This is a genomic window from Tritonibacter horizontis (assembly GCF_001518015.1).
Lineage (GTDB): Bacteria > Pseudomonadota > Alphaproteobacteria > Rhodobacterales > Rhodobacteraceae > Epibacterium > Epibacterium horizontis.
Window position 1 is genome coordinate 62,796 of record NZ_LPUY01000075.1, and the last position, 13,128, is coordinate 75,923.

Annotated in this window: 7 protein-coding genes and 1 riboswitch; of the genes, 4 read left to right on the forward strand and 3 right to left on the reverse strand. The window is 65.0% G+C overall.

Annotated features, from left to right (window positions below; all coding sequences use genetic code 11):
* Positions 1 to 93 precede the first annotated feature (93 nt).
* From gcvP to gcvT, 3 genes are all read right to left on the reverse strand, one after another.
* Entirely contained in the window at positions 94 to 2,943 is a 2,850-nt protein-coding gene (gene gcvP, locus TRIHO_RS13550) for an aminomethyl-transferring glycine dehydrogenase (RefSeq protein ID WP_068244614.1), read from the reverse strand.
* A 122-nt stretch (positions 2,944 to 3,065) separates the two neighbouring features.
* Positions 3,066 to 3,425, reverse strand: coding sequence for a glycine cleavage system protein GcvH (gene gcvH / locus TRIHO_RS13555; protein WP_068244616.1), 360 nt, complete (start codon positions 3,423 to 3,425; stop codon positions 3,066 to 3,068).
* A 41-nt stretch (positions 3,426 to 3,466) separates the two neighbouring features.
* On the reverse strand, positions 3,467 to 4,591 hold the full coding sequence (gene gcvT, locus TRIHO_RS13560; RefSeq protein ID WP_068244618.1) for a glycine cleavage system aminomethyltransferase GcvT: 1,125 nt from the start codon (positions 4,589 to 4,591) through the stop codon (positions 3,467 to 3,469).
* Between the two features lie 187 nt (positions 4,592 to 4,778).
* Positions 4,779 to 4,882: riboswitch (glycine riboswitch) on the reverse strand.
* A gap of 157 nt (positions 4,883 to 5,039) precedes the next feature.
* On the opposite strand from gcvT, the gene TRIHO_RS13565 reads away from it, so the two are divergent.
* The 4 genes from TRIHO_RS13565 (at position 5,040) to TRIHO_RS13580 (ending at position 13,127) form a co-directional block, all read left to right on the forward strand.
* Positions 5,040 to 6,029: a type I glyceraldehyde-3-phosphate dehydrogenase gene (locus TRIHO_RS13565; RefSeq protein WP_082705139.1), complete on the forward strand. Its 990-nt coding sequence runs from the start codon at positions 5,040 to 5,042 to the stop codon at positions 6,027 to 6,029.
* Positions 6,030 to 6,268: 239 nt separating this feature from the next.
* The gene (locus tag TRIHO_RS13570; protein WP_106406191.1) at positions 6,269 to 8,041 is read left to right on the forward strand and encodes an autotransporter assembly complex protein TamA; all 1,773 of its coding nucleotides are present in this window, start codon (positions 6,269 to 6,271) and stop codon (positions 8,039 to 8,041) included.
* The gene (locus TRIHO_RS13575; RefSeq protein WP_068244626.1) at positions 8,038 to 12,054 is read left to right on the forward strand and encodes a translocation/assembly module TamB domain-containing protein; all 4,017 of its coding nucleotides are present in this window, start codon (positions 8,038 to 8,040) and stop codon (positions 12,052 to 12,054) included. The genes TRIHO_RS13570 and TRIHO_RS13575 overlap by 4 nt, the downstream gene beginning before the upstream one ends.
* A 68-nt stretch (positions 12,055 to 12,122) precedes the next feature.
* Positions 12,123 to 13,127 carry a glycosyltransferase gene (locus TRIHO_RS13580; protein ID WP_068244629.1) on the forward strand — a complete coding sequence of 335 codons (1,005 nt, stop codon included), beginning with the start codon at positions 12,123 to 12,125 and terminating at the stop codon, positions 13,125 to 13,127.
* Position 13,128 lies beyond the last annotated feature (1 nt).

A 13,128-nucleotide genomic window follows, 5' to 3' on the forward strand; every position in this document is an offset into this window, starting at 1 on the left:
AACGACGGAGTGCGCCGCTCCAACAGAATTGAACGCTTCACCAAAAAGGGCCCCCGCTTGCGGGAGCCCCTGGTATCATCAACATCTGGTGGTTTACTCGGCCGCCTCGGCGTAGTCTTCCATCGGCGGGCAGGTGCAGATCAGATTGCGGTCGCCGTAAACATTGTCGACGCGGTTGACCGGCGGCCAGTATTTGTCGACGCGGAAGGCACCGGGCGGAAAACACCCCTGCTCGCGCGTGTAGGGGCGATCCCAGTCCTTGACCAGATCCTCCATCGTGTGCGGCGCGTTCTTCAGCGCGTTGTTCTCGCGCGGCATTTCGCCCGTCTCCACGGCCTTGATCTCGGCGCGGATCGACAACATCGCATCGACAAACCGGTCCAGCTCGGCCTTGGTTTCCGACTCCGTCGGCTCCACCATCAGCGTGCCCGCCACCGGCCAGCTCATGGTGGGCGCGTGAAACCCGCTGTCCATCAGCCGTTTGGCCACATCATCCACGGTCACATCGGCGCTGTCGGCAAAGGGGCGCGTGTCGAGGATGCATTCATGCGCGACCCGGCCCGTCGGCCCTTTGTACAGCACGTCATAGGCCCCCTCAAGCCGCTTGGCGAGGTAGTTGGCCGACAGGATCGCCACCTTGGTCGCCTGCGTCAGCCCGGCCCCGCCCATCATCAGGCAATACGCCCAGGAGATGGTCAGGATCGAGGCAGAGCCAAGCGGTGCGGCAGAGACCGGCCCCTCGACGCCACCGGTTTCCGGATGGCCGGGAAGATGCGCAACCAGATGCGATTTCACCCCGATTGGCCCCATGCCGGGACCGCCGCCGCCATGCGGAATGGCAAAGGTCTTGTGCAGGTTCAGGTGGCTGACGTCACCGCCCAGATCGCCCGGACGGCTGAGGCCGACCATCGCGTTCATATTGGCCCCGTCGATATAGACCTGACCGCCGAACTGATGGGTGATCTTGCAGACCTCATGCACGGTTTCCTCGAACACACCGTGGGTCGAGGGATAGGTGATCATGCAGCCCGCCAGAGCGGCCGCGTGTTTTTCCGCCTTGGCGCGGAAATCCTCAAGGTCGATGTCGCCCTTGTCGTCGGATTTCACCGGCACCACCGTCCAGCCGACCATTTGGGCCGAGGCCGGGTTGGTGCCATGGGCCGACATCGGGATCAGGCAGATGTTGCGATGGCCCTCGCCCTGCGCGCGGTGATAGGCGGCGATGGTCAGAAGACCCGCATATTCCCCCTGCGCGCCCGAATTCGGCTGCATGGAGATCGCGTCATACCCGGTGATATCGCAGAGCTTTGCCGACAGATCCTGCACCATCTCACTATAGCCCGCCTGCTGGTTTGCCGGGGCAAAGGGGTGGATGGTCGAGAATTCGGGCCAGCTGAGCGGCATCATTTCGGCCGCCGCGTTCAGCTTCATCGTGCAGGAGCCAAGCGGGATCATCGCCCGGTCCAGTGCCAGATCGCGATCCGCCAGACGACGCATATAGCGCATCATCTCGGTTTCGGCCCGGTTCATGTGAAAGATCGGGTGGGTCAGATAGTCCGACTTGCGGTGCATGTCCGTCGGCACGCGATAGGCGGGGGTGAAGTTATCATCGGCACGGGTGATGCCAAAGGCCCGCCAGACCGCCTCGATGGTTTCGGGGCGGGTGGTTTCATCCACCGTGATGCCGACGCGGGTTTCCCCGACCTGACGCAGGTTGATGCCCTCATCGACGGCGGATTTCATCACCGCGGCCTGCAATGGGCCGACATCAACGGTGATGGTGTCGAAAAACGCCTGCGGGTCAACCTTGAACCCGGCCTCTTCCAGCCCGGTCGCCAGCCGCACCGCCTTGCGGTGAATGCGCTGCGCGATGGCCTGCAGCCCCTTGGGACCGTGGAACACCGCATACATCGACGCCATCACCGCCAGCAGCGCCTGCGCCGTGCAGACGTTGGAGGTCGCTTTTTCACGGCGGATGTGCTGTTCGCGGGTTTGCAGCGACAGGCGGTAGGCCTTGTTGCCATGGGCATCGACGGACACGCCGACAATGCGGCCCGGCATGTTGCGTTTGAAGGCATCCTTGGTCGCCATATAGGCCGCATGCGGCCCGCCGGCCCCGACCGGAACGCCAAAACGCTGGGTCGAGCCAACGGCGATATCCGCCCCCATCGCGCCCGGCTCTTTCAGCAGGGTCAGCGACAATGGGTCGGCAGACACAACGGCAATGCCCTTGTGCGCATGCAGTTTTTCGATGTGATCGGTAAAGTCGCGAACGTGACCATAGGTGCCGGGATACTGGAACAGCGCGCCAAAGACGGCCTCCGCGTCCATCTTGTCGGGGTTGCCGACGATCACCTCGATGCCGAGCGGTTCGGCGCGGGTTTTCACCACCGCAATGTTCTGCGGATGGCAGTCCCGGTCGACAAAAAACGCCTTGGCCTTGGATTTCGACACCCGCTGCGCCATGGTCATCGCTTCGGCGCAGGCGGTGGCCTCGTCCAGCAGCGACGCATTGGCGATCTCCAGCCCGGTCAGGTCAGAAATCATCGTCTGGAAGTTCAGCAGCGCCTCAAGGCGGCCCTGGGAAATCTCTGGCTGATAGGGCGTATAGGCGGTGTACCAGGCCGGGTTCTCCAGGATATTGCGCTGGATCGCCGGCGGCGTCACCGTGCCGTGATAGCCCTGCCCGATCAGCGAGGTCATCACCATGTTCTTCTTGGCCACTTCGCGCATGTGGAACAGCAGTTCGCGTTCGGACATCGGACGGCCGAAATCCAGCGGCTTTGCCTGACGGATCGACTGCGGCACCGTGTCGTCGATCAGCGCATCGAGGCTGTCGAACCCGACAACCTTCAGCATCTGCGCCATTTCCTCTGGAGAAGGCCCGATATGGCGCCGGTTGGCAAAATCATAGGGGAGGTAATCTGTCGGTTCGAAAGGCATGAGGCGCCTCCTTCAGGGTAATCGGATGCAGGTCGACGACGCGCAGGCACAGGGCGGGCGAGCCCGGTTTTGCCGCGCGTGGAAAGGAATGGCCCGCGCCGGATGGCAACGGGCCCTGATCATCAGCCGATGAAGTTCTTGTAGCCGGCTTCGTCCATATAGTCGTCCATTGGCGACATGTCCGACACCTTCAGCTTGAAGAACCATGCCTCGCCCTCCGGGTCGTCGTTGACCTTGGAAGGTTCGTTGACGATGGCATCGTTCACCTCGACCACTTCACCATCCAGCGGTGCCAGAATGTCCGAGGCGGCCTTGACCGACTCGATCACCACGATTTCCTCGTCCAGGGTCACTTCGGTGCCCACCTCGGGCAGTTCGACAAAGACCACATCGCCCAGCTGTTCAGCCGCGTGGGCGGTGATGCCCACGGTTACGATGTCGCCTTCAACCTGCAACCATTCGTGTTCTTCGGTATATTTCATGGGAGTCTTTTCCTGTGTTGAACCGTCTGCTGGGCACGACGTTAGCGTTTGAAGTTCGCGGCCACAAAGGGCAGCGGCGCAATTGTGACAGGCATACGCTTGCCGCGCAGCTCGCCGAAAATCTGTGTGTCCACGGCGGCCTGCTCGGCCGCGACATAGCCCATTGCGACAGGTCCGCCAACCGTCGGGCCAAAGCCCCCGGAAGTGACACGTCCGATGGGTTCCCCGCCTTCTGCGGTGGCGAAGAGTTCGACCCCTTCGCGCATCGGCGCGCGCCCCTCGGGCAGCAGGCCCACCCGCTTGCGCGGCGCCGCGCCACCCAGATCGCCAAACACCGCCTCAGCGCCGGGAAAGCCGCCTGCGCGGGCGCCGCCGGGGCGGCGCACCTTCTGGATGGCCCAGCCCAATGCTGCTTCAAGCGGGCGGGTTTCACCGTCAATATCATGACCATAAAGGCACAGACCGCCCTCAAGCCGCAGCGAATCCCGCGCACCAAGGCCAATGGGTTCGACATCCGGATGGGCCAGGATCGCCTTGGCGAACCCGTCTGCCGCCGTCTCCGGCACGGAGATTTCATAGCCGTCTTCGCCGGTGTAGCCCGACCGCGAAATCCAAAGCTCGGCCCCCTCATATGCAAAGGTGGCAACATCCATGAACCGCATCGCAGCAACGCCCGGCACCAGCGCCTCCAGCGCCGCTTCGGCCGCCGGGCCCTGTAGCGCAACCAATGCCCGGTCGGTGACAGGTGTGACCGCGATTTCGGGTTCCAGCGCCGCCTTGATCCGGGCGATATCGGCGTCCTTGCAGGCCGCATTGACCACCACGAACAGATGATCGCCGCGATTGGCAAACATCAGGTCGTCCTCGATGCCGCCGGCCTCGTTTGTGAACAGACCATAGCGCTGGCGCCCCTCGGGCAGGCCGAGCACATCCATCGGCACCAGCCGTTCAAACGCCGCCGCGACCATTTCGTAACTGTCGGCGCGCAGGATCACCTGCCCCATATGGCTGACATCAAACAATCCGGCCTTGGCGCGGGTGTGGAGATGTTCTTTCATGATGCCCATCGGGTATTGCACCGGCATCGAATAGCCGGCAAAGGGCACCATCTTGGCGCCCAGGCTCTGGTGCAATTCGGTCAGGGGCGTGGTCTTCAGATCCGACATTTCGGCCTGCTTTCTACGTCTGCAGCCGGTGCGGTCAGGTCACAATATGTCAACGCGTCAATATGCATCCGGCATCCAAGGTTTTATGCAGACTACTCCTGCACGCTTCGATGCCCCCTCTGTCCTTTGCGCCTGAGATCGTTATCCCTTCGGCGTCCCGGATAGGCCGGGATCTCTCCAGAGTAGTGTCCCGCACACGGTCCCTTTGGCCTGAGAGTTTCCGGGGCGGTTGCTCCTTCGGCACCGGTTCCCCACGCAAGGCGTCGGGGGCGGTTCTCCCATGTGCTGCGCGGACGCTAGCAGCGGCCCCAAAACAGTGCAAGACGGAATCATGACAGGAAGGGTCGCAAATGGCTCGAAATCGCAACAGCGGTCAATTGTATCAAGGTCGCCCAAGAATTGTGCGGGTGGATTGCCGGAGCGGATCGCCGGTGCCATAGCTTTGCGCATGAAGATAGCGATCAATGGATTCGGCCGTATTGGCCGTACGATTTTGCGTCAGATCCTGACCACCGCCCGCGGCTCAGGGATCCAGGTTCTTTGCATCAACGACATCGCCGAACCGGAGATGTGCGCCTATCTTTTCCAATACGACAGCACCTTTGGCCCCTTTCCGGGGCAGGTGGCACTGGAGACCGGCGCCCTGGTGGTCGACGGTCGGCGCATTCCGCTGCACCAGCAGGCCAATGTCACCGCGCTGGATCTGTCCGGCGCCGATGTGCTGCTGGATTGCACCGGCATCGCGCGCTCTACCGATCTGGCGGAACGCGGCCTGAGTGCCGGTGCGACCAAGGTCCTGATCTCCGGCCCGTCTCCGGCGGCAGAGGCTACGGTCGTCTACGGCGTCAACACCAAAGACATCAAAGGCGCGCGGATCGTGTCCAATGCCTCCTGCACCACCAATGCGGTGGCCGCACTGGTGCAGCTGGTGGATCAGGTCGCCGGCATCGACAGCGGCCATATGACGACCATCCACTGTTATACCAATTCGCAACCGATGGTGGACGCGCCGCGCGGTGATTTTGCCCGCTCCCGCGGCGGTGCACAGTCGATGGTCCCGACCACCACCTCTGCCATGCATCTGATTGACGTTGTCCTGCCACATCTGCGGGGGCGCATTTCCGGCGCCGCTGTCCGGGTGCCAACGGCCAGCGTGTCGGCAGTTGACCTAGTAGCACGACTGAACACCCCGTTGGCAGAAGCGGACCTGATGGTCGCGCTGCGCGCAGCCGCAGATCGCTCGCCGGTGCTGGGGTGGACGGATCAGCCGCTGGTGTCGTCCGACCTGCGGGCAAGACCGGAATCCCTCGTCATCGCCGCGCCGGAGACCCGGATAGTTGACAGCCGTCAACTTCGCATTTTCGGCTGGTACGACAACGAATGGGGCTTTTCCGCCCGCATGCTCGACGTTGCGGCAAAAATGGCCGAAGCCGACTGATCGGCGGCTTCTCGCTGTCGCTGCAACACGAGCCATAATCCGTGCCCCGCCACCCGTCGAAGTGGTTTTCTCACCGGCATCAAGCGTGTAGCGTCGACTTTGCGGCGTCACAGGCTATTTGCCTCTCTCGACACTGACGACGCATCACAAGACCGCCCGCTGCCGGAGTACACATGACCAGCCTTTCCCATCCGCGCCGGATTGCGCGCCCTGACTTGCGCCCTTTTCGCTCCTTCTGGATGACTGTTTCGCTGGCTGCCACCTGCTGGTTGGGGGCCGCCCCCGCGCAGGCGCTGACCACATCGCTGACGGCGCCAGGCGCCACGGCTGATCTGTCCGATGATCTGGAAAATGCCAGCGTATCCCTGTCCCTGGGCGACGAGGCCGGAGTGCAAGAAACGCTGGCCGCCGCGCTTTCGGATTACCTCACTCTGGTTCAGGTTCTCTACGACGCGGGCCACTTTGCCCCGGTCGTCAATATCACACTGGATGGGCGCGAGGCGGCGCAGATCAACCTGCTGACACCGCCCCGCAGCATCGACAACATCGTCATCACCGTTGATCCGGGGCCGAAATTCACCTTTGGGCAGGCCGTGGTCACCCCCCTGCCCGAGCGCCCGGCGGCAAACCTGCCGGACGATTTCGCCGCCGGTCGTCCCGCCAGCACCGGCGCCATCCAGGCTGCGGCGACCGCAGGTCTTGCGGCCTGGGACCGGGCTGGCCACGCCAAGGTGAAACTGGCATCCCAAGACATCACCGCAGACGCGGTCCAGCAACGGCTTGATGCGACCCTGCGGATTGCGCCCGGCCCCCGGCTGCGGCTCGGGAAGATGACAATCGAAGGCCAGTCGGATGTGCGCCGCGCCGCTATTCAGCAGATTGCGGGCTTTGCCAGCGGCAAGGTCTACCACCCGGATCTGGTCTCCAAATCATCGGCCCGACTGCGCCGCACGGGGGCGTTTTCCTCCGTCACGCTGCGGCAGGCAGAGACGCCAAACCCGGACGGTACCCTGGATTTTGTCGCCTCGGTCGAAGACTTGCCCAAGCGCCGGTTCACCTTCGGGGTGGAGATTTCCTCCTCCGAAGCGTTGGAGGTCAGCACCAGCTGGATGCACCGGAACCTCTTTGGCGGCGCAGAACGGCTGAAGATCGACCTCTCCCTGCGCGGCCTGGGCAGCAGCGACGTCGATGGCACCGTTTCCGCACGGCTTGACCGCCCGGCGGCCCTGGGCACGGATGAGACGCTGTTTTACTCCGGCGCGCTGGAAAAGGCCGAGGAGGAGCACTACTCCGCCACCAGTATTTTGGGCGAGGTCGGCCTGCGGCGCATCGTATCCGACACCACCTTCGTCGAAGGGTCGGTCGGCCTCTATCTGGTCAAGGCGGATGACGCCTACGGCGCGGGCCGGGACTTCAACTACCTCTCCGCCCGCCTGCGCGGCGAACGCGACAAGCGCAACATCAAGACCGATGCCTCTGCCGGGTATTACCTGGACGGCGAAGTCATTCCCTTTGTCGGACTGGACGGGCGCGATCCGGGTCTGAAAATCAACCTTGATGCCCGGGGCTATAAATCGCTCGGCAGCACCGGGCGGGTCGTTCTGGCCGGCCGGGTGCAAGTGGGGTCTGTGATCGGGCCGGAGGCAAGCGACGTGTCGCCGACCCTCTTGTATTTCTCTGGCGGTGCCGGGTCCGTGCGGGGGCAGGAATACCAATCGCTTGGGGTCGATGTCGGCGGCGATGTGGCGGGCGGGCGCAGCTATCTTGCGCTGTCCGGCGAGGTGCGCGGCCGCATCACCGATGCGATCTCGCTCGTGGGCTTTTACGATGTCGGATTTGTTGACGCCGGCAGCTTTGTCAGCAGCGACAGCGAACATCACGCCGGCGCCGGGATCGGGCTTCGCTACAATGTCACCGGCATTGGCCCGATCCGGCTGGATCTGGCAGTGCCCGTCTCCGGCGACGACGCCGACGGGCTACAGTTTTACATTGGCATAGGACAGGCGTTTTGAAACACAACGCAGGCACCCTCGCATTTCTCGCCACTCTCACCGCGACCACCGCCCTGGTTCCGGTCACCACGCAGGCCCAACAGGACGCATCGGAGTCCGGTGGCCTTCTGGTGTCCTTTCTCGAAGACACGCTGTCCAGCGAAAGCCGCCAGATCGACGTCCAAGGACTGGAGGGCGCGTTTTCCTCTCAGGCCAAGATCGCCCGGCTCACGGTGTCGGACGAAGACGGCATCTGGCTGACGGTCGAAGGTGCCGAACTGGACTGGAACCGGCTCGCGCTGGTGCGCGGCACGTTTTCGGTCAACCTGCTGAAGGCCGACCGCATCATCGTCGAGCGCAGCCCGAAGGCCCTGCCGACCGACCCGGAGCTGCCAACGCCCGAGGCCACCCCCTTTGCCCTGCCGGACCTGCCGGTTGCGCTGGAAATCGGTGAGATCTCGGCCGGTGAAATCGTCCTGGGTCAAGCACTTGTCGGCCAGCAAGCCACGCTGTCTGTCGATGGTGCCCTGCGTCTGGCGGAGGGCGCCCTGGATACCAGCCTGCGGGTGGCGCGGCGCGACCGGCCCGGCGATGTGCTGACCCTCGCCGCCGCCTATGCCAATGCCACGGAACAGCTGACACTGGATGTGCTGCTGAACGAGGCGGCAGGCGGGCTGGCGGCGACCGCGCTGGATCTGCCGGGGCGGCCGGATCTCAGCCTGGCGATCACGGGCGACGGGCCGCTTGCGGATTTCACCGCTGACATCGGGTTTGCCACCAATGGCACCGACCGGATCAGCGGCACGGTTTCGCTGTCCGGGCTGGGCGATGTCACGGCTGGGGCGGCTGGCGGGCTGGCGTTTGCCGCCGACCTTGGCGGCGATATCGACCCGCTGCTGCGCCCGGATTTTCGCCCCTTCTTCGGTCCCGGCCTACGGGCAACCGTGAAGGGGCAGACAGATCCCGATGGCGGGTTGGAGCTGGAAAGCCTCGCCCTGCGCACCCGCGCGTTGCAGCTGACGGGGGCGCTGGCGCTCAACAACGGTGTCCTGGACACCGCCAATCTGACGGCGCGGATCACCCCACCCGATGGCCAGGCGGCGGTGATCCTGCCGGTGCCCGGCGCCGACACAACCGTGGCCGCCGTGAACCTGACGCTGCAAAAACCCGAAGGGGCCGAGGCGGAATGGCAGATCAACGGGGCGCTGGATCGCCTGCGCACGCCCGACGTTGCCATCCAGCGTGCGGTCATCAACGCCGCCGGACGTCTGGATCAGACGGCGGGCTTTGCCGTGGACGGGGCGCTGGATGCGCAACTCAGCGGGTTTGTCCCCGCCGACCCCGCGCTGGCCGCCGCCACTGGCCGCGATGTGACACTGAGCACCCGGCTCACCTCGACCGAGGACAATGCCGATTTCCTGATCCGCGATCTTGATCTGCAAGGCGACGACTACGCGGCGCGCGGCGAAATCCGGTTCAACGGAGTAGAGAACGACCTGCGCATTGCAACCCAGCTTGTTATTGAATTACAGGAACTTGGCCGATTCTCCGCGCTTGCGGGGCAGGATCTGACAGGCGCCGCCACCGGCGAGGTGACCGGCCATTTCCAACCGCTCAGCGGGGCCTTTGGCGTGGATCTCTTGCTGAATGGCCAGGACCTTGGGATTGGGCACCCGGATCTGGACCCGCTGCTTGTCGGTGACAGCGATCTGAAACTGGTTGCGGCACGGGATGCTTCGGGCCTGCGGATCGAGACTTTTGATCTGCGGACGGCCGAGGTCAGCGCCACTGGCCAGGGCACCTTGAACAGCGCCGATGGCGCGCTGACGCTCGACGCCCGGCTGGAGCGTCTGGACCGGTTTGTGCCAGAGCTGCGCGGCCCCTTGACCCTGAGTGCCAATTTTGACCGCTCTGGCGATCGGTTGACGGGCACGGCGCAGATGCGCGGTCCCCGCGACATCGCGCTGGACCTTGACGGCGCGCTCACCCTGGATGGCACGGCGGATTTCAACTTCGACGCCCATGTCGGCGCGCCAGAGGCCTTTGCCCCGCAATTGGCAGGCGCGCCCCTGACCGCCACTGGCAAGGCGACACGGCGGGACGGAACCTGGTCCGCGCAAGCAGACCTCGCCGCGGCCGGCGGTGCGCAGGCGCGTCTCACCGGCGGTTTCGGCGAGGCCGATGGCGCTGTCGATCTCGACCTCTCTGCCCTTATTGCACAGCTGGACCATTTTGTCCCAAGCGTCAGCGGGCAGGCCACCACCACGCTCTCGGCGACCCGCCGTGAGGGCCGCTGGCAGGGCACAGGCCGCCTGACCGGCCCCGGTGACAGCACCGCGGAGTTTGCGGGCAGCTTTATTGAGACCTCTGGCGACGTGGATCTCGACCTGGATGCCCGGATCGCAGAGGTACGCCGGTTTGCGCCATCCGTCAGCGGCACCGCCTCTGCCGACCTCAGCGCCACCCGGCGCGCCGGTACCTGGGAGGGGCGTGGCACCGTGACCGGTCCGGCCGGTGCAACGGCAGATGTCAGCGGCCGCTTTGACGAAGCCGACGGCGCGGTTGCCCTGCAATTTGACGCCGTGGTCCGGCAGCTGCAGCAGGTTGTCCCAGGCCTGAACGGTGTCCTCACCGCCAAGGGCGAAGCCAGCCGCGCCGATGGCGTCTGGACGCTGGAGACCACCGCGGACGGGCCGCTCGGGATCGACTCCCGGATTGCCGGCACCTGGGACGAAGCCCGGGCCGAGGCAGACGTCACCGCCAAGGGGTCGCTGCGGCTGGAAGGCGCGAATGCCTTCCTGAAGCCGAACCTGCTGAAGGGTCTTGCCCGGTTCGACCTTGCCCTGCGCGGTCCAACCGCGCTGAGTTCGCTCACCGGCACCATCACCACGCAGGATGCACAGCTGGTGCTGCCACAAGCCGCGCAGGCGCTGGATGGCATCGACACCCGGATTTCCCTGAACAACGGCACCGCGACGATTTCGCTCGCAGCTGGCCCGCGCGATGGTGGCAGGATCGAGGTCAACGGCCCTGTCAATCTGACCGCCCCCTATCGCGGCGATCTTCGGATCAGCCTGTCAGAGGTCGTGCTGACCGACAACCTGTCCTATGACACCTCCCTGGGGGGGGCGCTGCGGTTCTCCGGCGCGCTGGCGGGCAACAGCAGCCTGTCGGGCCGGATTGATGTGGGCGAGACCAACATCAACCTCAACACCGCTGGCGGCGCGGTCTCTGCCGCGCCAATCCCGCCGATCCGGCATCGCGGCCAGAGCCGTGCCCAGACCGCCACGCGGGCGCGGGCCGGATTGATCGAGACCGGATCTGGTGGCGCCAGCACCAGCCGCATTGCGCTGGATGTGGTGGTCAGCGCCCCGAACCGGATCTTTGCCCGTGGGCGCGGCCTGAATGCCGAGCTGGGCGGAGCCATCACCCTGCGCGGAACCACATCGAACCCGGCGCCCTCCGGCCAGATCGGTCTCATCCGGGGGACCTTTGATATCCTCGGCAGCCGCCTGACCCTCGACGAGGGCCGGATCACGCTGTTGGGCGATCTGAAACCCTATCTGGAGCTGCGCTCCATCGCCAATACCGAACAGGGCACCGCCACGCTGGAGATTTCCGGCCGCGTTGACAGCCCCAAGATCCAGGTGACCTCCGACCCGGCCCGGCCCAGCGAAGAGGCGCTGGCGCTGCTTTTGTTCGGCGACAACATTCAGGACATCTCGCCATTGGCGCTGGCGCGGCTTGCCGGCTCCGTTCTGACCCTCAGTGGCCGGGGCGGCGGCGCGCAAAAGGCGCTGCGCAATGCGACGGGAGCCAACAATGTGGACTTCGGCACCGATAACCTTGGCGTCGGACAGTTGGGGTTGGGCGGCTATATCGCCGAGAATGTCTATACGGACCTCAACGTCACCGCAGAAGGCGACAGCGAAGTGACGATCAACCTCGATCTGAGCAAATCGCTGACCGTGACCGGCACCGCCGACAGCGCCGGGACAACGGGTCTGGGGGTCTTTTTCAAACGGGACTATTGATCGGCTTTGCCGTTTCCTGCGGTCGGCGGCTAGGTTAGGCTGCGGCACGCAACAACCTGACAGGCCCCATGACCCAGCGCCCTCCCCCTCTCGCGACGCCCGTTGGTGGAGCTGTTGTCGATGCTGTTGTCATCGGACGCAACGAAGGGGCGCGGCTTCTGGCCTGTCTGGACAGTCTTGCGGGGCAGCAGGTCCGCCACATCGTCTATGTCGACAGCGGGTCCAGCGATGGGTCTGTCGCGGCGGCCCGAAATCGCGGCGCGGAGGTTGTCGCGCTGGATGTTGACCTCCCCTTCACCGCCGCGCGGGCGCGCAATGCCGGGCTGGACCGTTTGGCGCAGCTTGCGCCGGGGGACCTTGACCCATTGGTCCAGCTGGTCGATGGCGATTGTACGGTGGCAGAGGGATGGCTGCGCGATGCGGTGCGGTTTTTGCAGGAGCGGCCCGAGGTGGCGGTGGTCTGCGGTCGGCGACGCGAGCAGTTCCCCGAGGCCAGCCCCTACAACCGCCTGTGCGATCTGGAATGGGATACGCCGCCGGGCAAGGCCCTGGCCTGTGGTGGCGATGCCCTGATGCGCCGTCACGCGGTCGCGGCGGTCGGCGGGTACTGCGACACGTTGATTGCGGGCGAAGAACCGGAATTGTGCCTCAGGCTGCGCCAGGCGGGGTGGGTGATCTGGCGTCTTGGGGCGGAGATGACCCAACATGATGCCAAGATCACCCGCTTCGCGCAGTGGTGGAAACGGACACGGCGGGCCGGGCACGCCTTTGCCGAAGGGGCGTTTTTGCATGGCGCTCCGCCCGAGCGTCACTGGGTCAGGGAAACCCGACGGGCGGTGATCTGGGGGCTGGCCTTGCCGGCTGGCCTGATCCTTGCGGCGCTTGTCGCCCCACCGGCTGCGGTCATTCTGGGGCTGGCCTACCCGGCACAGTTTCTGCGTCTCGCCCGGCGCGACGGGGCGCTGCGTGCGGGGTTTTCGATCCTCGGGAAGTTCGCCGAAGCACAGGGCGTTGCCGAATTCCACCTCAACCGGGTTTTACGACGCCACCGGGGATTGATCGAATACAGGTAGG